Origin of the sequence: Aeromonas sp. FDAARGOS 1418, from assembly GCF_019048585.1 — a bacterium.
In the GTDB taxonomy this organism is placed as follows: domain Bacteria; phylum Pseudomonadota; class Gammaproteobacteria; order Enterobacterales; family Aeromonadaceae; genus Aeromonas; species Aeromonas caviae.
The window spans coordinates 2,071,890-2,097,223 of sequence record NZ_CP077387.1 but is presented as its reverse complement, the minus strand read 5'-3'; the positions used below and the strand labels follow the sequence as shown (position 1 = coordinate 2,097,223).

Sequence of the window (25,334 nt, the reverse complement as noted above, 5' to 3'; positions counted from 1 at the left end):
TGCTCATAGCTGTTCTCCCTTGCCTCCCAATATCATCATCGATTGATTATTCCTGCCAATTTTTCTTTAACTGCACACTCATTTCACCCAATCGCAATGCATTAAAGATGCTTTTCATCAAAATCAACGAAAAAACTGGAACAGTGTTGCTCATGGCATATAAATGCATTACTTTTCAATAGAAACGGCATCTGTTGCCCTCAAGATTTCCCCTTGATACGGCCAACTTCTGTCTCTTTCGCCCCCTGCTCATTGACAGCTGCCCTCTTCGCCTTCGGGTGATCTGGTAGCCCCTGACTGCCATTAGCGAGGTGACGACATGGACCACTCACTCCCCCTTATCACCACCCTGGTAGGCGGCCTCGTGCTGGCCTACCTCTTCGGCATGCTGGCAAGCCGCCTGCGCATCTCCCCCATGGTGGGCTACCTCGCGGCCGGCGTGGTATGCGGCCCCTTTACGCCGGGCTATGTCGCCGATCTGCGGCTCGCCCCCGAGCTGGCCGAAATCGGCGTCATCCTGCTGATGTTTGGTGTCGGCCTGCACTTTTCCGTGAAAGACCTGCTGTCGGTGAAACACATCGCCATCCCGGGAGCCATCGTCCAGATAACCCTTGCGACCCTGCTCGGCCTTGGCCTCTCCCAACTGCTCGACTGGACCGTGACCGCCGGCCTGGTGTTTGGCCTGGCCCTCTCCACCGCCAGTACCGTGGTGCTGCTGCGCGCCCTGGAGAGTCGCGGCCAGCTCGACACCAACGAGGGACGCATCGCCATCGGCTGGCTCATCGTGGAGGATCTGGTGATGGTGCTGGCCCTGGTACTGCTCCCCATCCTCGCCAACCTGCAGCAGGGGGGCGAGGCACTGACCCCGGCCCAGGTGATGGCGGATATCGGCCTGACCCTGGCCAAGGTGGCTGCCTTCATCGCCCTGATGGTCATCGGCGGGCGACGCCTCATCCCCTGGCTGCTGGCCCGCACCGCCGCCACCGGCTCCCGCGAGCTGTTCACCCTGGCCGTCCTCTCCTGTTCCCTTGGCATCGCTTTTGGCGCCGTCAAGCTGTTTGGCGTCTCCTTTGCCCTCGGCGCCTTCTTCGCCGGCGTCGTGATGAACAGCTCCCATCTGAGCCACAAGGCGGCCAACGACACCCTGCCCCTGCAGGACGCCTTTGCCGTGCTCTTCTTCGTCTCCGTGGGCATGCTGTTCGACCCCGTCATCCTGCTGCGCGAGCCCCTGGCCGTGCTGGCCACCCTGTTCGTCATCGTGATCGGCAAATCGGTGGCCGCCTTCGCCATCGTGCGGCTCTTTGGCCACAGCCAGCGCACGGCGCTGACCATCTCCGCCAGCCTGGCCCAGGTGGGTGAGTTCTCCTTCATCCTGATGGGTCTCGGGGTCATGCTCGAACTGGTCCCCGGGGTCGCCCGTGATCTGGTGCTGGTCGGCGCCTGTTTCTCCATCGTGCTCAATCCGCTGGTCTTCAACCAGGTAGAGCGTTGGCTGAGGCGCCATCCCGAGCCACGCACCGATGAGTCACCTCACCTCTGCCCCTTGCAGGGCCATGTGGTGGTAGTGGGCGCCGACGAGATAGGTCAGCACCTCATCTTGCAGTTGCATGAACAAGGCAGGGAGATGGTGGTGATCGACACCGATGAGCGACTGCTGGCCCCCTGGCGCGCCATGGGGATCACCTGTCTGGCGGGCCATCCCATCCAGCAGGATCTGCTGACGGCGGCGCTGCCCAATGCCAGCTGGCTGCTGATCACCCTGGATGACAGCCTGCTGGCCGGTGAGATAGCCATCAGGGCGCAGGAATACGGCGCCCTGATGCGCATCGCCGCCTGTGCCCACCAGCACGAGGAGGTGCATCATCTGCGCGTGCGCGGCGTGCATCAGGTGGTCAAGAGCGAGGAGGAGGCTGCGCGGCGACTCTGTCACCTGGCCATGGAGATGGCCTGAAGCTCATCGGAAGTCACGAGCCCCCACGACGGGGCCAGACAAGCAGCCCGGGCCTGCTGCCCGGGCTTTTTGCATGACGGGGCGATACTGCCGTCCCCTCACAGCAGATCGTGTTTGTCCAGCAGGCGATAGAGGGTGGCCCGGGAGATATCGAGCGTGCGGGCCACCTCCTCGAGCTGATCGGGGAAGCGGGCCAGCGTCCGTTGCAAGGCCTGACGCTCCGCCGCTTCGCGCACCGCCTTGAGCGAGCCGTCGAGCAGCAGGCTGTCCATGTTGGTCAGCTCCATGTCATCGGCTTCGATGAAGGGGCCGCTGCACATGACCACCGCCCGCTGAACCCGGTTGCGCAGCTCCCTCACATTCCCCGGCCAGCCATAGGACTGCATGGCCTGGCGCGCCTTGCGGGTGAAGCTGAGCACCCGCCCGCCCCGCACTTCCGCCAGAATGTCATCGGCAAGGAGCTGGATGTCTTCCGCCCGCTCGCACAAGGCCGGGGTGCGCAGGCGCACCACGTTGAGCCGGTAGTAGAGATCCATGCGAAATCCGCCGCTGGCCACCGCCTGCTCCACATCGATATTGGTGGCCGCGATGATCCGCACATCCACACGACGCGTCAGGTGGCTGCCCACCGCCTCTATGCACTGCTCCTGCAAGAAGCGCAGCAGGGTTGCCTGATCCTCCAGTGGCAACTCCCCTATCTCGTCGAGAAACAGGGTGCCGCCATCGGCGGCCTCTATCTTGCCTATCTTGTGGTGCTGTGCCCCGGTGAAGGCCCCCTTGACGTGGCCGAACAGCTCGGACTGGATGAGCTGATGGGGCATGGCCCCGCAATTGACCGCCACGAAAGGGCTCTCCTCCCCGAACGTGCTGTAGTGCAGCTCCCGGGCCACCAGCTCCTTGCCCGTGCCGCTCGGTCCCGTCACCAGTACGGGCAGGCGGCAATGCTGCAACCGCACGATCTGGTCGCGCAACTGGCGGATGGGGGCGCTCTCCCCCTGGATGAAACGCAGCTGGGGTTGCAGTCGGGGGCGGTGTCGCCGGATGAGGCGCGCCATCCCCAGGGCATGTCCCAGGCTGTGGGAGAGCCTGTCTCTGTCCAGGGGAAAGGTGTGAAAATCATGAAAACAGGCTGCCAGCAAATTGCGAAGGGCTTCGCTGGCGAGACAGTCCCGCTGGATGAGGCCGATCCACAAGGCGCCGGAGTGCTGCGCAATCAGGTTGTAGAGGGCTTCGTGCTGCTGATGCTCGATCACCACCAGCACCAGGGGATAGTCCTTTTCCTGCAGTTTTTTCTCTGCCACCACCAGGGAGCTTGCCTGCTCCACCTGCCACTCGCCTTGTTCCAGCAGGCTTTCCAGTACGGCACATGAATTGATGAGCAACAATGCCGTTTCTGTCATAGGGACAACTCCTTGTTATCGCCACTGCACGAAGGAGTCTGACGACTTGTCCAGATAACTCCCTTTATCATCAAATGGCGCCGTTTAATATGGCCAGACGATGATAACTATAAACCATCCCGCCTTTAGACTGATGGCACCACAATATTGAGACGGCAAAAATATCGGTGAGAAAAAATAAATCCTTTGATAAATAAGCGCTTACTTGGCGACATAATATGTCGCTCTCAACATTGAGACATAAAAACAATCATATCAAATAAAAAACAGTTAAAAATCAGAGCATTGCCAATTGGCATGGTCGTTGCTCTCTCCAATAAGCCCTCCTGGCAGATGGAGACAGAACATGAAGACATATATTGCATTGGCAACATTTCCTTTTCTGGCATTTGCCACCCCCTCATTGGCACAAAACCGGGTCGATCTCGGTGCCCAGGCATTGAGCAATATTCGTGGTTCCATGGGCGTCAATATGGTTGCCGGTAATAACAACCAGCAAGGCAATCTTGCCGCCATCGCCATTTCGGGTCCGGCCGTCATTCAATTTGGCCAGCTGAATCAATCCACCACCAATCTGAACGGCAGCCAGAGCGTCGCCATCCTGGGCTCGGCCCTGAGCCAGAACCGGGGACTGGTCGGCATCAATCAGGGGGCGGGTGAGGGCAACCAGCAACTGAACGCCTTCGCCCTGTCCCTCGATGACAGCGGCCTGGGTGTCGTGGCCGACATCAATCTCAGCTCCAGTGTCGCGAAGACCCCAGGGGGAAAGCCCCCCGCCAACACCACTACCAGCATCTATCTGGATGACACCGCCCTCACGGGCAGCAAGGGGGTCATTCAGGTGAACCAGGTCACGGGACAGGGAAACCAGTCAGTCAACATGGTTTCCCTGCCCCTGGCTGGCGCAGTAACGGCATCCCCATGATGCCGCAGGGATAGGAAGCCAGGCCCGGGGGTATCAGCCGATGGGCATATCTTCCGCTGAAAGTTCAATGGAGAGACTCATTATGCGTGGACTTATTTATAGCTCATTAGCCGCCGCGGTCATCATGGCCATGTCGGGCACTGCATCCGCCGATTACCGCGGTGACAGAGATGAGACAGGGGCAATCTTGACCAAGAAGGTCAAGGCAGAAGTCGATGTGGAATACGAAGGCAGGGTCAATGTCGGCGGCTACATCAACGTCAACAAACTCGGCATGGCCGTCGTGGACAACCAGCAGTCCAGTTCCATGATAGGCACCGCCAATACAAGAACGGAGAACACGAGCAAGATCGACGGCTCGTTCAAGGGTGCATCCGGTAACATCGGCGCCAACGTCGCAGCCGGTGACTCCAACGTACAGGGCAACAGCGCTTCCCTGGCCGCCTATGACGAGGTCGATGCCGAGTTCATCATGGGTCGTGGTCAACAACAACACGGCGCCCCTGGCGGATCGTCGGATGCCGAGGTCTTCTCCACCCAGAGCGCCAGCAACAACTGGACGACCAATCACGGCCATCAGAACAAGGCCGGTGTGGGCGATGGGGCCTTCAAGGATGCCGCAGGCAACATCGGGGTCAACGTGACCTCGGGCTCGGGTAACGTCCAGGCCAACAACATGGCAGCCTCCGTGTCCACCGGCAACATGGCCGTGGCCACCGTGGCCAACAGCCAGAGCGTCTCCAAGAACATGACCGAAAACCAAAGCCTGAGCGCAACCAAGACGGTTGACAAGGCAGGTGTGTTCCTCGGTCTCAAGGCTTGGGGCGATTACGAGGGGGGCGGTACCGGTCATGATGTCAAGAAAGGACATGGCCACGACAATGACAACGACAGGTACGGCAACAACAACCCGAAAGATGATGGCAAGTTCGAGTTCAAGGAAGAGGGTGACATCAAGCTCAGTGGGTACGCCGTCGGGTATATTCCCGTGGTCAACACCTACACCAGCCGCGAAACCTTCAACCGGGCAACCATCGATGGCGGCGCCTTCAACGGTGCCGTGGGCAACATCGGGGTGAACGTCTCCTCGGGGACCAACAACCTGCAAGCGAACAATCTCTCGCTGGCCGCAGGGTTTGCCAAGTAAGTCGATGCGAGGGGGCCCAGTGCCCCCTTTTTCCCTGACACTGGAGGTCTGAATGCGCTGGCTGTTGCTGTTGCTGTTGCTGTGCTGTCCTGCCGTTTGGGCAGGCTCGGTGCCACTGGGGGAGCATCTCCCGGCGCTGGGGGATCTCAACAAACCGGTACAGAGCATTCTGGAGCGCCGGTACGCCAACATCGAGCGCCAACATACGGATTTCAGTTGCGGGGCCGCCGCCGTCGCCACCATCTTGCGCTACGCCTACGGCCATGCAACCAATGAACGCTGGGTCATGGATGGCATGCTTGCCATGGCAGACCCGGAGCAGGTCAAGCACTACGGCTTCTCCATGCTCGACATGAAGCAGTACCTGCAAATGCTCGGCATGCGGGTCAGAGGGTATCGACTGGGCGATGAAAAACTGCGCCAGGTGAGGGTGCCCACCATCGTCCTGCTCAACATTCGCGGCTATCAGCACTTTGCCGTGCTGCGGGCCATCGATCGCCATGATCGCGTCTATCTGGCAGACCCGGCCCTCGGCAACCGGGTGATCACGTTCAAGGAGTTCAAGGAGAGCTGGAACGGCATCCTCCTCGCCGTCATCGGCGCGGGCTATCGTCCCGATGCCCCCCTTGCCAACCCCTCTCCCCCGCTCTCTGTCAGAGGCAAGGATGGGCTCTTCGCCCCGGTCAATGAAACATCCCTGCTGGAATTCGGTTTTCAGCACAAAGAGCTAATGTGAGGTCATCATGAATACCCGACCCGCCCTATGCCTCCTCTGCAGCCTGGGTGGCATCGCCTCTCCGCTGCTGGCAGCACCGGACCCGCTGGCCCATCTGTCAGACCACTTTGCGCCCGAACTGGCGGACGGGGAGCTGGCCCACCTGCGCGGCCGCTATGTCAGCAGCCATGGCATCAGCTACTTCGGCATCGAGTTCATCTCGTCACTGACCACGGCCCAGGCCCAGCAGACGGCGGCCATGAACCTGGCGCTGAGCATTGTGCAAAACAAACCCAAGCTGGATGTGCGCGTCAAGGATGAGGTCAAGCCCGCGGCCACGCCCGCCAAGGAGGCCCAGGTGCAGGGGGCCGGGCTGGTGCAGGTCGTTCAACTGGAGGGGAGCGGCAACAGCTCGGTCAACCAGACCGGTATTGAACTGACCACCCCCACCATGACGGGACACCTGGTCCAGGCGGGCAGCTACGAGCACCAGGGCGATCTTGGCACCGCCACCTACCGGGTCTCGGGGAATTATGCCGGCTTGCAACTACACTCTTCCGACGGCCGGGTCCTGCTGGAGCAGAGCCTGCGCGGTACCGACTTCAGCCGGGGGCTGCTGCAGTTCAACAAGGTCAGGGGGGACGGTTTGCAGACGCTCAATCAGACCCGCATCTGGTTTTCGCGCTGAGAGCAGGTGAGTTCCCGGGGCTGAACTATAAGAAAGGATGATAAACAACAAGGACGTATCCCGATGAAACAGTCTCGCATGCTGTTGATTGCCCTCGCCCCCTTCGCCTGCTGGGGGGCCACGGCCGAGGAGGAGGCCCTGCAACAACAGCTGGATCTCCTGCGCCAGCAACTGATCCAGCAAAACCAGGCCCTTCATCAGCTCCAGGCCCGCCTGGAGGCCGTCAAGGCCGCCGGTGCCACGACGGCAACCGCCGGAGCCGGGGCCGCCGTCGCCTCCACCCAGCAGGACGCCTCACGGCGCACGCCGGAAGTCGGCCGCAGCACCGAAGACCTGATGATCGAACAGCACAATGTGTTCGACCGCGCCCTGACCGTCGATGTGGGCCTCTCCTACCAGCACTACAACCGCAAGGATCTCGCCCTGCGCGGCTTCCTCGCCCTGGACGCCATCTTCCTTGGCGAAATCAACCTGGATCGGGTGCGCTCCGATCAGTGGACGGCGGATGTCATCACCCGCTACACCCTCAACGATCGCTGGCAACTGGAGCTGGCCCTCCCCTACATGTTCCGCAACACCAACTACCAGAGCACCGGCAAGGAGAACTCCAGCCGCGACTTCGAGGAGCAGAGCGTCAGCGATGGCGGTCTGGGGGATCTCAGCCTCGCCATCTACTACAGGGTCATGGCAGAGAGCGAGGATTGGCCGGATCTGGTGTGGAACTTCCGGGCCAAGGCGCCGACCGGCAAGGATCCTTACGGCATCGAGATCAACACCTCGGAATCGGGCAACCTGGTGACCCCCAAGGAGCTCGCCACCGGCAACGGGCTCTGGCAGCTCTCCACCGGCTTCTCCCTGGTCAAGACCATGGATCCCGCCATCCTGTTTGCCAGCCTCAACTATGGCCACAGCCTCAAGCAGGACTTTGACGATATCTCCTACCAGCCCGGCAACCAGCCCGGCAGTATCCAGCTGGGGGACTGGTATGAATATGGCCTGGGGGTCGCATTCGCCCTCAACGAACGCTTCAGCCTCTCCTTCAACATCAACCAGCGCGTCACCATGGAGTCCGAGCAGGGGTCCGAAGGCTTTGCCATGGAGAAGGTCACCGGCTCCGATGCCAACGCCGCCAGCTTTGGCATGGGGTCGACCTGGGCCATCACCGACAACCTCTCCATGGCGGTCAACTGGTCTGCCGGGCTCACCACGGATGCACCGGACTACACCATCGGGATCCGCTTCCCCTACCGCTTCTAGCCCCGTCAGGACCCCGGCAGGTTGACGGCAAAAAACGAGGGAGGCATAACGCCTCCCTCTTCTTGTTGCCGCCAGCCTGCCTGGCGGGCCATCGGTGACATCACACCCCCAGGCGATCGCGCAGGGTGTACCAGGCGGCGCCGGCGGCGGTGAAGGGGATGCGCAGCAGGCGGCCACCCGGGAAGGGGTAGTGCGGCAGCCTGGCGAACGCATCGAAGCGCTCCGCCTGACCGCTCAGCACCTCGGAGAGCAGCTTGCCCGCCAGATGGGTACAGGTGACGCCGTGACCGCTGTAGCCCTGCATGTAGTAGATGTTGTGACCGATGCGGCCAAACTGCGGCAGGCGCGACAGGGTGAGCAGGAAGTTGCCGGTCCAGGTGTACTCCACCTTGACGTCGGCCAGCTGCGGGAAAGTCTTGAGCATCTTGGGGATGATCAGCCGCTCGATGTCCGCCGGATCCCGCGCCCCGTAGACCACGCCGCCGCCATAGATGAGCCGGTGATCGCCGGAGGTGCGGTAGTAGTCGAGCAGGTAGTTGCAATCCTCCAGACAGTAGTTCTGTGGCAAGAGTGAACGGGCCCGCTCCTCCCCCAGCACTTCGGTGGCGATCACCTGGGTGCCGCAAGGCATGCTCTTGCCGGCGAGCTCGGGCACCAGATTGCCGAGGTAGGCGTTGCCGGCCACCACGATAAAGCGTGCCTTCACCGCCCCCTTGGCGGTCTTGACCAACGCCGGCTGACCCGGAGTAATGCTGGTGACGGCGGACTGCTCGAAGATAAGCCCCCCCTGCATGCGGATCGCTTCCGCCTCCCCCAGCGCCAGATTGAGGGGGTGAATATGGCCGCCGCTCTTGTCCAGCAGGGCGCCGACGTAACGATCGCTCGCGACCACCTCGCGCACCCCGTCGGCATCGAGCAGCTCCAGCTGGTCGTTGCCCCACTTCTCCCAGCGCGCCTTCTGCGCCTTGAGCTCGTGAAGCTGCTTCTCGGTCTCGGCGGCAAAGACCCCGCCCTCCTGCAGATCGCACTGGATGTTGTAGCGCTTGATCCGCTCGCGGATGATCTGGCCCCCCTCAAACAACATGGAGCCGAGCAGCCTGGCCTGATCCGGCGGGCAGTTCGCTTCGATGGTGTCGATGTCGCGGCTGTAAGAGTTGACGATCTGGCCGCCGTTGCGGCCGCTGGCGCCAAAGCCGACCCTGGCCGCCTCCAGCACCACCACCTTGTACCCCTTCTCCACCAGATGCAGCGCACTGGAGAGGCCGGTGTAGCCTGCGCCGATGACGCAGACGTCGCACTCCAGCTGCTCGGTGAGCGTGGGATAGGGCGCGTGTTTGTTGGCACTGGCTGCGTAGTAACTCTTTACATGTTCGGTCATGATCCCTGTTTCCTTACCGGTTCGTTTCCAACACAACGGGTTGTTCACATTAAAAGCTGGCCGGGGTGTGGGCGCTGACGATGCGGCAGACCTGCCCCGAGGGATTGCTGAAACTGTGGGGCTCGCCGGTGTCGATGACATAGCTGTCCCCGGCGCACAGTTCATAGGTCTGGCCGGCCAGGGTCAGCAGCACCGACCCTTCCAGCACGGTGCCCACCTCCTCCCCCTGATGCTTCACCACACCGCCGGTGTCGGTGCCGGGGGCATAGGTCTCCAGCATGAAGCCGAGCTGGCGCCGATTGTTGCCGTTGTGCACCAGCTTCATGGAGACCCCCTGGCTGCCGAGCTCGATGAGCTGCTCCGCCTTGATCACCACGCTGGGCGTGCTCGCCACCTCCTCTTCGGCGAAGAAGCGCGACAACGGCAGCTCGTAGACGCTCAGCAGCTTTTGCAGGGAGGCCACCGAGGGGCTCACCTTGTTCTGCTCTATCATGCAGATGGCGCCGTGGGTCAGGCCGCTCAGCTCCGCCACCCGGCGCTGGGAGAGCCCGAGCTCCCTGCGGATCCGGGCAAGCCGCTCCCCCATGTTTCTCTCGTGCTCCGCCAGGGGGTTGTCCGTCATGGTCCGCCACCGGACCTCGCCACGGGATTGCTCCATCGCCCATCTCCTTCCATGGTCATTCGAATACCTGGGGCCAACTGGTCAATATAGTGAGTCAGGCACGTCAGCCCCGTTCACTATTCTGCACAACCCAGAGCGTTCATTATTTTGCACACCCTGCGCAATGAAAACCGCTACAATCGCGCTCACAGCCCCATTTCTAGCATGTGACGCCCAGTTCACTCAAATATATTTAACACTTGAAAAACATTTCGGCTCATTTTATGGTCGTTACGTGCTTATTATTCTATACGGCGGTGCCCACATAAACGCGCCACCCAGACCCACTATCGAGGCCCCTTACTTATGTCAGCATCACAACCTGCTCTCTCCCTGATCAAATCCCTGGCCTATGTCGACGGCCGCTGGTGCGAGTCCCTGGGCGGGCGCCGGTTCGAGGTCCTGAACCCGGCCACCGGCCAGGTCATCACCCAGGTGCCCGACATGGACGGGGAGGACACCCGCCTCGCCATCGCGGCCGCCCACGCGGCGCAACCCGCCTGGGCGGCCCTCACCGCCAAGGAGCGCAGCAGCAAACTCTACGCCTGGTTCGAGCGCATCATGGCCAACCAGGAGGAGCTCGCCCGCATCATGACCTGCGAGCAGGGCAAGCCGCTGGCGGAAGCCAAAGGAGAGGTGGCCTACGGCGCCAGCTTCATCCAGTGGTTCGCGGAAGAGGGCAAGCGTGCCTATGGCCGCACCATCCCCGGCTTCTCCGCCGATCGGCGCCTGGCCACCATCAAGCAGCCGGTGGGGGTCGTGGCCGCCATCACTCCCTGGAACTTCCCCATCGCCATGATCACCCGCAAGGCGGGTCCGGCGCTGGCCGCCGGTTGCACCATCGTCATCAAGCCCGCCGCCGAAACGCCCCTTTGCGCCCTGGCGCTGGCGGTACTGGCGGAGCAGGCGGGCATTCCCGCCGGGGTCATCAACATCGTCACCTCCCATCAGGCGAGCGCAGTGGGCAACGAGCTGTGCAGCAACCCCGTGGTGCGCAAGCTCTCCTTCACCGGCTCCACCCGCATCGGCAAACTGCTGATGCGCCAGTGCGCCGACACCATGAAGCGCCTCTCCCTGGAGCTTGGCGGCAACGCGCCCTTCATCGTCTTTGACGACGCCGACCTCGATGCCGCCGTGGCCGGGGCCCTGGCCTCCAAATACCGCAACGCCGGCCAGACCTGCGTCTGCGCCAACCGCATCCTGGTGCAGGCCAGCGTCTATGACGCCTTCGCCGAGAAGCTCGCCGCCGCGGTCAAGGCCTTCAAGGTGGGGGACGGCATGGGCGAGGGCGTCCAGATCGGGCCCCTCATCAACCCGGCCGCCGCCAGCAAGGTGGCCGAGCTGGTGCAGCAATCGGTCGCCGCCGGTGCCCGGGTGCTGGTGGGGGGCGACGCCCACCCCGCCGGTCCCCTCTTCTATCACCCCACCATCCTGACCGGGGTCACCCGGGGCAACCCCATTCTGGACGAGGAGATCTTCGGGCCCGTCGCGCCTCTGGTGCGCTTCGAGACGGAAGCCGAGGCCATTGCGCTTGCCAACGACACCCCCTATGGCCTGGCCGCCTACTTCTATGGCCGCGACATCGCCCGGGTGTGGCGAGTGGCCGAGGGGCTCGAATACGGCATGGTGGGGATCAACGAGGGGATCATCTCCACCGAGCTGGCCCCCTTTGGCGGGATCAAGGAGTCGGGGCTGGGCCGGGAAGGGGCGGCCGAAGGGCTGGAGGAGTACCTGGAGACCAAATACCTCTGCTTTGGCGGCATTCGCTGAGGGGAGTGAAGGGGCAATCGCATCGTTAAAACAGATGCGTTATGACGCAGCCCATCGTTTTTACAGATAGAAAGAGGGGGTCGCCGGTCACGACCGAGCGCCTTGTGGGCCCTGAGGGCACACCCGGGGCCCCCTTTTGCGAACAGGCCGCCCTGCCCGAGGGCAGTTGGCGGCACACATATGGCCAGATGGCACAGGAATAGCGGGGCCCATGCCCCTCAGGGAGGAAAGATGAGTCATTCAAGCAACAATCAGCAGTGGCAGGCCCGCCGCGAAGCGGCCGTGGTCCAGGGGGTCGGCACCCTGCTGCCGGTCTTCATCGACCGGGCGCACAACGCCGAGCTGTGGGACGTGGAGGGCAACCGCTACATCGACTTTGCCTCCGGCATCGCCGTGCTCAACACCGGCCACAACCACCCCAAGGTGGTGGCGGCGGTGCGCGAGCAGCTCGAGAAGTTCAGCCACACCTGCTTCCAGGTCACCCCCTACTCCGGCTATATCGAGCTGGCGGAGAAGTTGAATGCTCTGGTGCCCGGCCCCACCCCCAAGCGCACCCTCTTCCTCTCCACCGGCGCCGAGGCGGTGGAGAACGCCATCAAGATCGCCCGCGCCCACACCGGTCGCAGCGGCACCATCGCCTTCAAGGGGGGCTTCCACGGCCGCACCATGATGGGCATGGCCCTCACCGGCAAGGTGGTGCCCTACAAGACCGGCTTCGGCCCCTTCCCGGGGGAGGTCTATCACCTCCCCTTCCCCGCCGACTACCTGGGAGTGAGTGAAGACGATGCCCTGGCCGCGCTGGATCTCTGCTTCAGCGCCGACATCGAACCCACCCGGGTGGCCGCCATCATCATCGAGCCGGTGCAGGGGGAAGGGGGCTTCTACCCCGCCTCCGCCAGCTTCATGCAGCGCCTGCGTCAGGTGTGCGACCAGCACGGCATCCTGCTCATCTGCGACGAGATCCAGACCGGTTTCTGTCGCACCGGCAAGACCTTCGCCACCGAATACAGCGGTGTCGAACCCGACATCATGACCCTCGCCAAGAGCCTGGCCGGCGGCTTCCCGCTCTCTGCCGTGGTGGGCAAGAGCGAGGTGATGAACGCCGCCAAGCCCGGTGGCCTGGGGGGCACCTATGCGGGCTCCCCCATCGCCTGCGCCGCCGCCCTGGCAGTGCTGGAGGTGATCGAGGAGGAGCGCCTGAACCAGAAGGCCCTGGCCCAGGGGGAGCAGATCAAGGCACGCCTGCACCAGCTGGCGACACGGTTTGACTGCATCGGCAACATCCGCGGCCCCGGCGCCATGGTGGCCATGGAGCTGGTGAAGGAGGGGGATGCCGAAAGACCGGACCCGGATCTCACCAAGCGGCTGGTGGCCGAGGCGGGCAAGCGGGGGCTGGTGCTGCTGGCCTGCGGCGTGCGTGGCAACGTGATCCGTTTCCTCGCCCCCCTGACCGCCCCGGCGGCCATCGTCGACGAGGGGCTCGACCTGCTGGAGCAGGCCCTGTCCGCCTCCCTGGCCTGATCCGGAAGACCGCGTTCGCCCACGTGCAAAAAAATGCGTTTTTGCTCCCTTGATATGCTTGTCAAGGGGGCATCACGAATGCACAATGCGCCGCCGTATTCAAGGACCGTCCGCTCATCGGAGCCCGGTTCTTTTTTTGCGCCAAACAAATCCATAACGAGGCCGGAACAGACCGGAAATGATAACGAGGTGGCACGCCATCTCACGACACCCGCTTCTTAGTGAGGAACTCCATGGGGCATATCATCGCTTTCCTGCCGGCCCGCGCCGGTCTGCGCCATCCGTCCGCATCCCGGACTGGCGCCCCCACCGTGCAGGATGACCTCACCGTCAGCCTGATCCCGTCAGCCAGCCTGCGGGGGATCGCCTGATGCACCCGCACCCCGCCGGTCTGAAAAAAAGCCTGAAACTCTGGCACGTGGTCATCATGGGGCTGGCCTATCTCACCCCCATGGCGGTGTTCGACACCTTCGGCATTGTCACCGAGATCACCGAAGGCCATGTGCCGACCGCCTACCTGCTCGCCCTCATCGGCATGCTGTTCACCGCCATGAGCTACGGCCACCTGGTGCGCAAGTTCCCCTCGGCAGGCTCCGCCTACACCTATGCCCAGAAGGTGTTCCACCCCTATGTGGGCTTCATGGTGGGCTGGGTCTCCCTGCTCGACTACATGTTCATGCCCATGATCAACATGCTGCTGGCCAAGATCTACATGGAGGCCCTCTTCCCCGGCGTGGCCCCCTGGACCTACATCCTGGCCCTGGCCGCCGTCATGACCTTCCTGAACCTGCGGGGCATCAAGCTGGTGGCGAACTTCAACAGCCTGATCGTCATCATGCAGTTCAGCATCATCGCCGTCTTCATCGGCCTCATCGCCTGGGGCGTGAGCCACGGCGAGGGGCTCGGCACGGTGGCGAGCAGCCGCCCCTTCTTCTCCGAGCAGATGCACATCAATCCCCTGCTGACCGGTGCCTCCATCCTCTGCCTGTCGTTCCTCGGGTTTGACGCCATCACCACCCTGTCGGAGGAGACCCCGAACGCGGATCGGGTGATCCCCCGGGCCATCGTGCTCACCGCCCTCATCGGCGGCGTGCTCTTCATCTCCGTCTCCTACTTCCTGCAGCTCTTCTTCCCGGACATCTCCCGCTTCCAGCAGCCGGATGCGGTGCTGCCGGAGATCGCCCTCTATGTGGGCGGCAAGCTGTTCCAGGCGGTGGTGCTGGTCTGCACCACGGTGGCGGTGCTCGCCTCGGGGCTCGCCTCCCACGCCGGGGTGTCGCGCCTGCTCTACGTGATGGGCCGGGATCGCGCCCTGCCGAGCCGCGTCTTCGGCTACATCCACCCCACCTGGCAGACCCCGGCTCTCAACGTGCTGCTGGTGGGCATGCTGGCCCTCTCGGCGGTGGCCTTCGATCTGGAGATGGCGCTGGCGCTCATCAACTTCGGCGCCCTGGTGGCCTTCACCTTCGTCAACCTGGCGGTGATTGCCCACTTCTATCTCAGGCTGGGTCACAACAAGACCCTGAAGGATCACCTGCTGTTCCTCGCCCTGCCCCTGTGCGGTGCGGCCTGCATCGGGGTGCTCTGGCTCAACCTGGAGCCCGCCTCCTTCGAGCTGGGGCTGATCTGGGCCGCCCTCGGTGCCATCTACCTGCTGCTGCGCCTCACCGTGTTCCGGGTCCGCCTCGGCCGCCCCGAGCAGGACGCCTCCTGAGCGAAACCGGCGCCCTCAGGGCGCCGGTTTCACATGGCGGCAAAGCAGGGTCCCGCCTGATGACAAGGTTGTCATCGACTTTCCGGCAGCGGTGGCGAAGTGATCGCTCACCGGGGGAACAAATTCCCCGCTGGCGGCCTTTTTCGCTTGTCTCCTCCCCCCTCTGAGGGCACAATACGGCGCCCCTTGAGAGCCGATGTTTCAACAACATCGGTTCTTTGCTTTTCTGGGGCACACCACCATTCACCAAGAGGCCGGCCATGTGCCGGAATTGATACCCAGATTGCCAAGCAATCTCCCGACGTTGTGAGGAAAAACATGGGGCATTTCACTGCTTTCCTGCCGGTCCCCGCCGGCGTGCGCCACGCATCTGTGCCACAGATGGGCGCCCCCTGTGTCCAGCGACGCGTTCCCGCGTCCCTGATCCCGTCCCATCTCGCCCACGGGGCCTGTGCAGAGGAGAAAGCGTGATGGCCGGTGCCAAGCTGCTCAAGACCCTCACCCTGTTCCAGGTCGTGGTGATGGGTCTGGCTTACCTCACGCCCATGGCGGTATTCGATACCTTCGCCATCGTCGGTGACATCACGGATGGTCGCGTGGCCACCGCCTACCTGCTGGCGCTCGGCGGCATCCTGCTGACCGCGTTCAGCTACGGCCACCTGGTGCGCCGCTTCCCGTCCGCAGGCTCCGCCTACACCTATGCCCAGAAGGTGTTCCACCCCTACGTGGGCTTCATGGTGGGCTGGTCTTCCCTGCTGGACTACATGTTCATGCCGATGATCAACATCCTGCTGGCCAAGATCTACCTGACCGCCATGTTCCCCACCGTGGAGCCCTGGATCTTCATCTTCGGTCTGGTGACCGTGATGACCTTCCTGAACCTGCGCGGCATCAAGCTGGTGGCGAACCTCAACGGCTTCATCGTCTTCATCCAGATCGCCATCATCGTCACCTTCCTCGGCCTCATCGCCTGGGGCCTGAGTCACGGTGAAGGGGCCGGCACCCTGATGAGCAGCCGTCCGTTCCATGTGGAGTCTGCCAGCATGCTGCCGCTGTTTACCGGCGCCACCATCCTCTGCTTCTCGTTCCTGGGCTTCGACGGCCTGAGCTCCCTCTCCGAAGAGACCCCGAATGCCGGCAAGGTGATCCCCCGTGCCATCGTGCTGACGGCCCTCATCGGCGGCATCATCTTCGTCACCGTCTCCTACAGCCTGCAGCTCTTCTTCCCGGATCTGGCCCGCTTCAAGGAGCCGGACGCCGTGCTGCCGGAGATCGCCCTCTACGTGGGCGGCACCCTGTTCCAGAGCGTGGTGCTGGTGTGCACCACCGCGGCCGTGCTCGCCTCCGGCATGGCGGCCCACGCCGGCGTGTCGCGCATCCTCTACGTGATGGGGCGCGATCGCATGATCCCGGAGCGGGTGTTTGGCTATATCCACCCCACCTGGCGCACCCCGGCCATCAACGTGCTGCTGGTGGGGGCCCTGGCCCTCTCCGCGGTGTCGTTCGATCTGGACATGGCCCTGGCCCTGGTGAACTTCGGCGCCCTGGTGGCCTTCACCTTCGTCAACCTCTCGGTGATCGGCCAGTTCTGGGTGCGCGAGCAGCGCAACAAGAGCCTCAAGGAGCACCTGCTGTTCCTGGTGCTGCCACTGCTGGGGGCCGCCACCATCGGCGCCCTCTGGATCAACCTGGAGCAGAGCTCCCTGGAGCTTGGCCTCATCTGGGCTGGGATCGGGGTCACCTACCTCTTCCTGCGCCTCGCCGTGTTCCGCATCCCCTTCCGTCAGTACGAGGAAGCGGCCGACGGCCAGTAAGGCGGCACACACGCCCAAACAGAAGGGGAGCCCATGGCTCCCCTTCTTGCATTCAGACGTCCGGTGCGCGGACCCTCACCCCTGATTGAGCACGGCCGTGGCGGCCGCCTTGACCGGATCCCTGGTCACGGCGTTGACATCCTTGCGGGTCTGGTTGACCTTGTCCTGCGCCTGCTTCACACCGGCACTCTGCTTGTTCAGGGCCGCATTGGTGTGCTGCCTGGTCTCTTTCAGTCCCGCCGTCTTCTTGTCCAGCACGTCCGTGGTGTGTTTCTTCACCTCGGCATTGGCCTTCTCCTTCTGCTTGCGCACCAGCTTGTCGGCATCGCAGTTGCCCTTGACCCCCAGGGTGGCGTTCATCGCCTCGTTCCTGACCGCCTTGTCGAGGTTGCACTCGGACTTGAACACGCTGGCCTGCGCACCGGCAGACAGCAGACCCAGGGAGAGGCACAAAACCCATGCACGCATCATCACTTCCTCAGTTTCAAGACAGGAAAGTCCGGCAGCATATAACCCTGGGATCCCAGTGCAAGGGCGGGGGCCGGTGATGAGCCGGATGGCGTCATATCGGCGTTTGCTCCGACACCTTTTGTCTGCGACGCCCCCTGCCGCCCTGTCACCAAAGCATCATAAAAGTGTCACGCTGTCATATTTCTGTCATGGAGCCTTGTTGTAATGCGCCCGTCCATTTTCAACGCAGAACGACCCCAAGAGGCCATATGCACAGCACCGCATCTTCCGCACCCCAGCAGATCCGTCGTCCCGGCCCCCTGTTCAACTGGCTCGCGGTGATCACGCTGATCTACCTGATCCTGGTCGCCGTTGGCGCCGTCTCCCACGGCTTCAAGGGCTTCTCCGGCGGCGCCGAGGGCGCGGCCCAGATCTTCGCCTTTGCCAACAACCCCTTCGTCGCGCTGCTGCTCGGCATCCTGGCCACCGCCCTGGTGCAATCCTCCAGCACCGTCACCTCGGTGATCGTCGGCCTGGTGGCAGGGGGCCTGCCCATGGCCATGGCCATCCCCATGGTGATGGGGGCTAACCTCGGCACCACCATCACCAACACCATCGTCTCCCTGGGGCACATCCGGGACAGAGGCGAGTTCCGCCGCGCCTTCGCCGCCGCCACCGTGCACGACTTCTTCAACCTGCTGGCGGTCTTCATCTTCCTGCCCCTGGAGCTGATGTTCGGTCTGCTGCAAAAGAGTGCCGAGTGGCTGTCCGGTCTGCTGCTGGGCTCCGCCGACATGTCCATGAAGGGCATGGACTTCATGAAGCCCCTCATCTCCCCCTCCCTGGATCTCATCGACAGCGCCGTCGCCTTCCTGCCGGGCAAGGGGGGCGCCATCGCCACCATTCTCATCGGGATTCTGCTCATCCTGTTCTGCGTCACCGCCCTTGGCAAGGTGCTGCAACAGGTCATGGTGGGCCGTGCCAAGGAGCTGCTGCACAAGGCCCTGGGCCGTGGCCCGCTCACCGGCATCGCCTCCGGCACCCTGGTCACCGTGATGGTGCAGTCCTCCTCCACCACCACCAGCCTGATGATCCCCCTGGCGGGAGGCGGCGTGTTCAACACCCGCCAGCTCTATCCCTTCACCCTGGGGGCCAACATCGGCACCACCATCACCGCCCTGCTGGCCGCCACCGCCATCAGCGGTGCCGGTGCCCAGCTCGCCCTGACCATCGCCCTGGTCCACGTGCTGTTCAACCTCTTCGCCGTGGTGCTCATCTACGGGGTGCCCTTCCTGCGGGAGCTGCCCATCAAGGCCGCCGAAGCCCTGGCCCGGGTCGGCAGCGAGAACAAGCTGCTGGCGCTGGGTTACGTGGCCGGGCTCTTCTTCGCCCTGCCCGCCCTGATGATGGTGGCCGTCAAGTAACCCCGCGCGGGGGCACTCAGCTGCCCCCGCCCCCTTGCCCGCCAGGTCACATCCCGGGGCGCCTCCCCTCGCCCTCTCCCCCTGGCTGGGATAAGATGCCCCCTCACTCGCACTCTGATTTCAAGGAACAGGAAAACCCGATGAAATTCATTCTGATAGCCCTGCTGATCGCCGGCGCCGCCTACTACTTCTACTCCAGCAGCAACAACCGGAAGCTGGCGGAAGAGAACGTGCGCAAGGGGGCCGAGTTCCTCGCCAGCAACCAGGAAAAACCCCTGGTGACCACCACCGCCTCCGGCCTGCAGTACGAAGTGCTGACCCCGGGCACCGGCACCGTTCACCCCACCGCCACCAGCAAGGTGAAGGTGCACTACGAGGGCAAGCTGCTGGACGGCACCGTGTTCGACAGCTCCGTCGCCCGTGGCGAGCCCATCGAATTCGGCCTCAACCAGGTGATCAAGGGGTGGACCGAAGGGGTGCAACTGATGGTGGAAGGGGAGAAGACCCGCTTCTACATCCCCGCCAACCTGGCCTATGGCGATCGCGCCGCCGGCAAGATCCCGCCGGGCTCAGTCCTCATCTTCGACGTGGAGCTGCTGGGCATTCAATAAACCCGCCCGGGGCCCGCGTTGATCTTGGCGGTGGCGCTGCGGGGCATCCCGTCAGGGGCCACGTCCGACGGACCCTGATCACAACGCCGGCGCACTGCGCCGGCGTTGTCGTTTCTGCCCCGGTCTCCCTCGCCCTGATGCCAGACTATCAACCAAAAGTGAAGAGTGCTTATCCATAAAGCCTGATTGTTAACCCATTAATAGGGGCAGATAATGACCACATCGTCAGCGGCATGTCGCCCTGGCCTCGGGTTGTCGGTGCGCCGCGCGCATCGGCACAACGCATATGGAGTCTGTCATGTCTATCGCCCCTGTCTGGTTCATCTCCCACGGCGCCCCGGATCTGGTCCTGCGCGATCAGCCCGCGACCCGGTTCCTGAAGCAACTGCGCCTCGAGGGTGCCAGAGGGCTGGTGGTGATCTCGGCCCACTGGTTCAGCCGAAGCGAGCTGCAGATCAACGTCGAGCCCAACCCGGCCCTGATGTACGACTTCTACGGCTTCCCCGAGCCCCTCTACCAGATCCGCTGGCCCGCGACGAGCCCGCAATGGTTGCAGGAAGCGGTGAGCGATCAGCTGCTGCTGGCCGGCCTGCCCGCCACCCCGGTGCGCCGCGAGCTGGATCACGGGGTCTGGTCCCCCCTCTCCCTGATGGATCCGGACAGTGAACTCCCCCTGGTGCAGATCGCCATCCCGGCCAGCTTCACCCCGGCCCAGCTGTGGCAACTGGGGGAGGCATTGCAGGGGCTGCGCGAGCAAGGGATCGGCATCCTCGCCTCCGGCGCCATCACCCACAACCTGCGTGCCCTCGGGCCGGACGGCTCGCCGGTTCCCCAGTGGGCCAGTCAGTTTGCTCGCTGGCTGGAGCAGACCATGGCAGAGGGAGAGAGGGGGGCGCTGGAAGAGTACCGGGCCCGGGCGCCGGGCGCGGTGGAATCCCATCCCCATGACGATCACCTGCGCCCCCTGTTTGTGGCGCTCGGCGCGGCGGGGGCCGACAGACCGCGAAAGCTGCACGAGAGCTGGGATTACGGCAGCCTCTACATGGGGGCCTACCAGTTCGGTTGAGGGCGGGGCGGCCAGGCCGCCCTGCTTGCCGTGCTACCGCCGACGCGCGTGGAGAAATAGCGGACTCGTTATAGCCATTTTCCGGTAGAATGGCGGCCATTGGATGAGGCTTGGCAGGGATGGCTGTCGCGTCGGGTGGCTAGATGAACCTATATCGAACACTGATCCTGCTCTGTCTGCTCTGCCTTCAACCTGTGCAGGCCCTGACCCTGCACAGCCGCTACGATCCCGCCCCGCTGCCTCCCCGCTGGTCGGAGGCGGAGCTCGGATGGCTGCGCCAGCAGTCCCAACTGCGGGTCGGCATCCTGCAAGAGGACTACCGCCCCTTCACCATGATCGCTCGCCAGCGCGTCGAGGGGCTCAGTGCCGACTACATCGACCTGCTGGCCCGGATGCTGGACAAACCCGTTGCCCTGAGCGCCTTCCCCGACAAGGCGCACCTGCTCCGTGCCCTGGCACGGGGGGAGATACACCTCGCCAGCCTCGGCAATCTCACCCTGGCGGACAGTGACACCCGGGCGATCCGCCTGAGCAACCCCTATTTCAGCAGCCCCCTCGTCTTCTCCGTGCCCAGACGTTATCGGGGGGCACTGCTCACACCGGGACAGCGGGTGGCCGCCGTCCGGGATCAGATAGACAGGGCGCGCTTTGGCCGCTACTACCCCACTCTCACCCTGGTGACCTATCCCTCCAACATGGAGGCGTTCGATGCAGTCTTCTTCGGCCGCGACGACATCCTGCTGGGGGATGCCCACGCCACCCACTACCTCAACAGCGAGCGCTTCGACAACCTTCGCCAGCGGGGCGAGGCCCCGCCCGATCTGGCGCCTGCCGAGTTCCGCTTTGCCGTCCCGGCCACCGAGCCCGCCCTGCTCAGCCTGGTCAACCGGGGGCTGGCGGCCATCGACGACCGGGCGCGCAACACCCTCTTCACCCAGTGGAACGGGCCCATCCGCGACATGAGCGAAGCGCCGATCTCTATGATGCCGCCGAGCGGGCCTGGATGCGGCAAGCGCCCCCCATCAGGGTGTGGCTGATGGACAACCTCTACCCCTATGGCGCCCTGGATCATGACGGCCAGCTGGTCGGCATGACGGTGGACATGCTGGACAAGATCCGCACACGCACCGGCCTCACCTTCGAGTTCGTGCGGGCAGACTCCGAGCGTCAGCTGGCAAAAGCCATGCAGTCAGGCGCCATCGACCTCATCGGCGCCATCTCCCAGCAGGTGGCTGAACACTACGGGCTGCGCACCTCGGTGCCCTACGCCACCGACAACATCTATGTGATCCTCACCCGCCAGGAGGAACAAGGGATCGACACCCTCCGGAGTCTGGCGGGCAAGACGGTGGCGATGACGCACCATGTGCCCCTCGCACAGAGACTGGAGGGCAGCCGCATCACCCAGGTGGAGAGCGCAGCAGAGGCAATGGAAGTGCTCGCCCAGGGACGGGTGGATGCCGCCATCGTGCCCCTCTATTTTGCCCGCCATGCGCTGGACAATGACCCCCAGAGCCCGCTGCGCATCGCCGGCCCCGCCGATGACGAGCCGATCCGGATGGGGTTTGCCAGCCTGCCCGGACAGGGGATGCTGATGGGGATCCTCGACAAGACCATCCTCGCCATCCCCCCCAACGAGCTCGCCATGATGAGTTACGAGTGGCGCAACCGCAAACTGCCGGTTCCCGGCTTCATGGATCGCCACGCCCACATCGTCTACCTGGTGTTCGTGGGGCTCCTCACCCTGGCGCTGGTGCTGCTCTATCGCAACCGCATGTTCAAGCGGATGGCCAGCGCCGAGCAGGCTTCCCGCCAGCAACTGGAGGCCCATGTCAGGTTCATCCGGGCACTGGGGGAGAGCCTGCCCCACCCCATCGTCGTGCGGGACAAGAGCGGCAAGGTGCTGCTGTGCAACAGCAAATACCTGACCCAGCTCGGCGCCGAGCCAAAGGCCATTCTGGGTCAGCCCTTCGCCCAGGGGCTGTCAGGGGTGCTCGATGCAGGCAGCATCGCCGTGCTGGAGCAGGACTTTGCCAGGGTATTGCAGGAGGGGCAGCCCATCTTTGCGGATCGCCTCTTCCATCACAGGGGAACCCAGAGCGACATCTATCACTGGATGGTGCCCTATTTCGACGGGGAGGGGGCCATCAGCGGGGTGATCGACGGCTGGATAGACATCACGGACCGCAAGCGGCTGGAAGAGGCGCTGCGCGAGGCCAAACAGCAGGCCGACAGCGCCAGCCGCGCCAAGAGCGACTTCCTCGCTACCATGAGCCACGAGATCCGCACCCCCATGAACGCCATCCTCGGCATGCTGGAGCTGGCCACCGAGGATCCCGCCCTCAGCCGTCACAGCGGCGAGCTGCTGCGCATCGCCGCCGACTCCGCCAACGGCCTGCTGGATCTGCTGGGGGACAGCCTGGATATCGCCTCCATAGAGGCGGGCCAGATGACCCTGACGCCCACCCCCTGCGATCTCGCGCCCCTGCTCTCGTCCGTCACCCGGGTCTTTGCGGGCATGGCCGAGCAGAAGGGGCTGATCTATGAGGTCAGGCTGCCCGACACCCACATGCCAAGGGTGCTGATCGATCCCCTTCGCCTGCGCCAGATCCTCTTCAATCTCATCGGCAATGCCATCAAGTTCACCGAGCAGGGCCGGGTCGCCATCACCGCCACCCTGACCGGGGGCGAGCAGCCTCCTGTGCTGCACCTCACCATCACCGACACCGGAGCCGGCATTCCCGCGGACAAGCTGCCCAGGCTCTTCACCCCCTTCTATCGCGCCCACGGTCAGGGCCAGTTCCCCGGCAGCGGGCTGGGCCTCAACATCGCCCGCATCCTGTGCCAGATGATGGGGGGGGAGATAGCCGTTCACAGCCAGGCCGGCGAAGGTACCCGGCTCGAGATAAGGCTGCCCCTCACGCTCGCCCAGCAACCCCCCGCCCCGATCACGGCAATGCCGACGCCCCAGCCCCACCAGGCTCAACCCCTCCCCCATCGGCTGCATATCCTGGTGGTCGATGACAATCACGCCAACCAGATCCTGCTGCGCCAGCAGCTCAAGCATCTGGGACACGACGTCAGTGTACGCAGCAATGGCCTGGAGGCCCTGCGCGCCCTCGCCAGCCACCCCTTCGATCTGGTCATCACCGACTGCCAGATGCCGGTGATGGACGGCTTCGAGCTGACCCGCAGCCTGCGAGCCCTTGGCCATGACCTGCCCGTCTGGGGCTTCACCGCCCTTGGCCATGACCTGCTCGTCTGGGGCTTCACCGCCCATGCCCAGCCTCGCGAGCGGGAGCTTTGCCTCGCCGCCGGCATGAACGACTGCCTGTTCAAGCCCATCGGCCTCGCCCGTCTGCGCGCGGCGCTGGCCACCCTGGGGCCTGCGCCCTGAGTACCGCCAACCCTTCCTCCCGTCATGTCGCACGGGCGCGGCTGAGAATGCGTTGGCATTTGCGGTATAAAGGGTCGCCCACAGGGACAAGAGACAACGTGGACCAGCCATGGATACAAGGCCGGTGGCAGTTCGAGCCCCATAAAAAAACCGACACCAGGGTGTCGGTTTTTTTATATCGGGAGGTGCGCCCTGCCTGCCTGTCACGCCAGTCTGGCGCCGGGTGAAGCGGGCGTCACGGGGAGGATCAGTAGAAGATCCGCTCCCCTCGCTCGCTCATCTTGAGCCAGACCGGCTTGGTGCTGGTCTTGCTCCAGATGCGGTGCAGGTAGCTGTAGAAACGGGCGCGATCCCGGCGAAACAGCATCACCGGGAAGGCGAGCAGACCCGCCATCAGGACGAAGATGCGGCGAAGGATTATCTGAGTCAGGGAGAAGGGATGAAACATGATGTAACGCCTCACTGGTAAGACCACTGAACAAAGATTACGCCAATCATTGTAGGATTACTACACCGACAGCGCCATTTTTTGATAAAAAATGGGGCTAAAAGCCTAAAAATGAAACCGGGTTACATTCTTTAACTAAAAAACAACAAAGGTGGCAAAACGCGGCCCCTGTTCCAGAGTTAACGAGGACTGGACCAGAACGGGGGAACACAGGATGAAACTTGCAGATGCAGCGCTGCTGGGGGCATTGGGCGTGCTCGCCTGGAGCCAGTGGCAGGAGTGGCGGCTCAATCGTGACGATGCCATCGACATCCCCTATCACGGGGTCCCCACCGCCAGCCTGTGGCAATGCGGTTTGCTGATAAAGGAGATGGCCACGCTGGCAGAACAGAGGGGCGAAGAGAGGTTCGGATCCAGGGGCGAGGCATTGGCCGAGATGGATCAGCATCTGCACAAGACGTGGCAACGGGAGGGTTGTTCACGGCTGACTGACATGCAATGAAGCATCATCCTGGGCCGCCATGGCGGATGGACAACGTCAGGGATATGGAAAACAGGGAGAAGATGGAGGCACGTTCCGGAGTCGAACCGGACTAAACGGATTTGCAATCCGCTGCATAACCGCTTTGCTAACGCGCCATGCTGACAAGGCATTGCCTTGAGAGTGATGTCCATGGTTGGTGCCATGGAGTATTGGAGCGGGAAACGAGACTCGAACTCGCGACCCCGACCTTGGCAAGGTCGTGCTCTACCAACTGAGCTATTCCCGCATGACTGCTTGCGTGCCAGTTACTTGACAACGAGGCGCATTATACGTACCCCGAGCCCGGGCACAACCCTTTTTTCTCACTTTGAGCCCTTTCCCGTGCTGTTTGCTCACCCTTTAGACGCCTTGGTCGAAAATCCCCCCGATCCCTGTGACCCGACGAGCGAATTTAAGATAAAGCCATTGAAATAGTTAGCCTTTAGTCAGAAACTCATCGCGCTTAGTAACTGG

At 63.3% G+C, this 25,334-nt stretch carries 22 protein-coding genes and 2 tRNA genes; 17 read left to right on the top strand and 7 right to left on the bottom strand.

Annotated features, from left to right (window positions below; genetic code table 11):
• Positions 1-319: 319 nt before the first annotated feature.
• Positions 320-1,951: a YbaL family putative K(+) efflux transporter gene (gene ybaL / locus I6L48_RS10020; RefSeq protein WP_182936017.1), complete on the top strand. Its 1,632-nt coding sequence runs from the start codon at positions 320-322 to the stop codon at positions 1,949-1,951.
• Positions 1,952-2,049: 98 nt separating this feature from the next.
• Here the strand turns inward: ybaL and I6L48_RS10015 are convergent, their stop codons facing one another.
• Positions 2,050-3,351 (bottom strand): sigma-54 dependent transcriptional regulator, encoded by a 1,302-nt coding sequence (locus tag I6L48_RS10015; protein WP_010673560.1) that lies wholly within the window; start codon positions 3,349-3,351, stop codon positions 2,050-2,052.
• Between the two features lie 346 nt (positions 3,352-3,697).
• On the opposite strand from I6L48_RS10015, the gene I6L48_RS10010 reads away from it, so the two are divergent.
• From I6L48_RS10010 to I6L48_RS09990, 5 genes are all read left to right on the top strand, one after another.
• Positions 3,698-4,276 (top strand): hypothetical protein, encoded by a 579-nt coding sequence (locus tag I6L48_RS10010; protein ID WP_225159810.1) that lies wholly within the window; start codon positions 3,698-3,700, stop codon positions 4,274-4,276.
• Between the two features lie 187 nt (positions 4,277-4,463).
• Positions 4,464-5,423, top strand: a complete 960-nt coding sequence (locus I6L48_RS10005; RefSeq protein WP_010673558.1) for a hypothetical protein — start codon at positions 4,464-4,466, stop codon at positions 5,421-5,423.
• 52 nt (positions 5,424-5,475) lie between these two features.
• On the top strand, positions 5,476-6,159 hold the full coding sequence (locus tag I6L48_RS10000; protein WP_010673557.1) for a C39 family peptidase: 684 nt from the start codon (positions 5,476-5,478) through the stop codon (positions 6,157-6,159).
• Positions 6,160-6,166: 7 nt separating this feature from the next.
• The gene (locus I6L48_RS09995) at positions 6,167-6,826 is read left to right on the top strand and encodes a hypothetical protein (protein WP_010673556.1); all 660 of its coding nucleotides are present in this window, start codon (positions 6,167-6,169) and stop codon (positions 6,824-6,826) included.
• A gap of 63 nt (positions 6,827-6,889) precedes the next feature.
• Positions 6,890-8,083 (top strand): transporter, encoded by a 1,194-nt coding sequence (locus I6L48_RS09990; protein WP_042864210.1) that lies wholly within the window; start codon positions 6,890-6,892, stop codon positions 8,081-8,083.
• 100 nt (positions 8,084-8,183) lie between these two features.
• Here I6L48_RS09990 and I6L48_RS09985 read toward each other — a convergent pair whose 3' ends face one another.
• Together I6L48_RS09985 and puuR are read right to left on the bottom strand one after the other, a co-directional pair.
• Entirely contained in the window at positions 8,184-9,461 is a 1,278-nt protein-coding gene (locus I6L48_RS09985; protein ID WP_103244474.1) for an FAD-binding oxidoreductase, read from the bottom strand.
• Between the two features lie 49 nt (positions 9,462-9,510).
• Positions 9,511-10,119, bottom strand: a complete 609-nt coding sequence (puuR, locus tag I6L48_RS09980) for an HTH-type transcriptional regulator PuuR (protein WP_029314011.1) — start codon at positions 10,117-10,119, stop codon at positions 9,511-9,513.
• A 309-nt stretch (positions 10,120-10,428) separates the two neighbouring features.
• Between puuR and I6L48_RS09975 the strand changes: the two genes are divergently transcribed.
• The 5 genes from I6L48_RS09975 (at position 10,429) to I6L48_RS09955 (ending at position 16,941) form a co-directional block, all read left to right on the top strand.
• A complete protein-coding gene (locus I6L48_RS09975) occupies positions 10,429-11,892 on the top strand; it encodes an NAD-dependent succinate-semialdehyde dehydrogenase (protein WP_010673552.1) in 1,464 nt (487 codons plus the stop codon).
• Between the two features lie 231 nt (positions 11,893-12,123).
• Positions 12,124-13,413 (top strand): 4-aminobutyrate--2-oxoglutarate transaminase, encoded by a 1,290-nt coding sequence (gabT, locus tag I6L48_RS09970; protein WP_039039330.1) that lies wholly within the window; start codon positions 12,124-12,126, stop codon positions 13,411-13,413.
• 233 nt (positions 13,414-13,646) lie between these two features.
• A complete protein-coding gene (locus I6L48_RS09965; RefSeq protein ID WP_164882979.1) occupies positions 13,647-13,784 on the top strand; it encodes a hypothetical protein in 138 nt (45 codons plus the stop codon).
• Positions 13,784-15,127, top strand: a complete 1,344-nt coding sequence (locus tag I6L48_RS09960; protein ID WP_041214747.1) for an APC family permease — start codon at positions 13,784-13,786, stop codon at positions 15,125-15,127. The genes I6L48_RS09965 and I6L48_RS09960 overlap by 1 nt, the downstream gene beginning before the upstream one ends.
• Before the next feature lie 470 nt (positions 15,128-15,597).
• The gene (locus tag I6L48_RS09955) at positions 15,598-16,941 is read left to right on the top strand and encodes an APC family permease (protein ID WP_041213316.1); all 1,344 of its coding nucleotides are present in this window, start codon (positions 15,598-15,600) and stop codon (positions 16,939-16,941) included.
• Positions 16,942-17,016: 75 nt separating this feature from the next.
• On the opposite strand, the gene I6L48_RS09950 is transcribed toward I6L48_RS09955, so the two are convergent.
• On the bottom strand, positions 17,017-17,409 hold the full coding sequence (locus I6L48_RS09950; protein ID WP_029314009.1) for a hypothetical protein: 393 nt from the start codon (positions 17,407-17,409) through the stop codon (positions 17,017-17,019).
• Positions 17,410-17,660: 251 nt separating this feature from the next.
• Between I6L48_RS09950 and I6L48_RS09945 the strand changes: the two genes are divergently transcribed.
• From I6L48_RS09945 to I6L48_RS09930, 5 genes are all read left to right on the top strand, one after another.
• Positions 17,661-18,815: a Na/Pi symporter gene (locus I6L48_RS09945; protein ID WP_216988010.1), complete on the top strand. Its 1,155-nt coding sequence runs from the start codon at positions 17,661-17,663 to the stop codon at positions 18,813-18,815.
• A gap of 140 nt (positions 18,816-18,955) precedes the next feature.
• Positions 18,956-19,426, top strand: a complete 471-nt coding sequence (locus I6L48_RS09940) for an FKBP-type peptidyl-prolyl cis-trans isomerase (protein WP_010673545.1) — start codon at positions 18,956-18,958, stop codon at positions 19,424-19,426.
• Between the two features lie 298 nt (positions 19,427-19,724).
• Positions 19,725-20,492, top strand: a complete 768-nt coding sequence (locus tag I6L48_RS09935) for a class III extradiol ring-cleavage dioxygenase (protein WP_216988009.1) — start codon at positions 19,725-19,727, stop codon at positions 20,490-20,492.
• Between the two features lie 143 nt (positions 20,493-20,635).
• Positions 20,636-21,529: a transporter substrate-binding domain-containing protein gene (locus I6L48_RS20785; RefSeq protein ID WP_254203240.1), complete on the top strand. Its 894-nt coding sequence runs from the start codon at positions 20,636-20,638 to the stop codon at positions 21,527-21,529.
• Positions 21,529-23,889, top strand: a complete 2,361-nt coding sequence (locus tag I6L48_RS09930) for an ATP-binding protein (RefSeq protein WP_254203239.1) — start codon at positions 21,529-21,531, stop codon at positions 23,887-23,889. The genes I6L48_RS20785 and I6L48_RS09930 overlap by 1 nt, the downstream gene beginning before the upstream one ends.
• A gap of 247 nt (positions 23,890-24,136) precedes the next feature.
• Here the strand turns inward: I6L48_RS09930 and I6L48_RS09925 are convergent, their stop codons facing one another.
• Positions 24,137-24,337 carry a YbfA family protein gene (locus tag I6L48_RS09925; RefSeq protein ID WP_010673543.1) on the bottom strand — a complete coding sequence of 67 codons (201 nt, stop codon included), beginning with the start codon at positions 24,335-24,337 and terminating at the stop codon, positions 24,137-24,139.
• A 214-nt stretch (positions 24,338-24,551) separates the two neighbouring features.
• Between I6L48_RS09925 and I6L48_RS09920 the strand changes: the two genes are divergently transcribed.
• A complete protein-coding gene (locus tag I6L48_RS09920; protein WP_216988008.1) occupies positions 24,552-24,839 on the top strand; it encodes a hypothetical protein in 288 nt (95 codons plus the stop codon).
• A 63-nt stretch (positions 24,840-24,902) separates the two neighbouring features.
• On the opposite strand, the gene I6L48_RS09915 is transcribed toward I6L48_RS09920, so the two are convergent.
• Both I6L48_RS09915 and I6L48_RS09910 read right to left on the bottom strand, forming a co-directional pair.
• Positions 24,903-24,976, bottom strand: a tRNA-Cys gene (locus I6L48_RS09915).
• Between the two features lie 55 nt (positions 24,977-25,031).
• Positions 25,032-25,107 (bottom strand) — tRNA-Gly (locus I6L48_RS09910).
• Between the last annotated feature and the right edge of the window lie 227 nt (positions 25,108-25,334).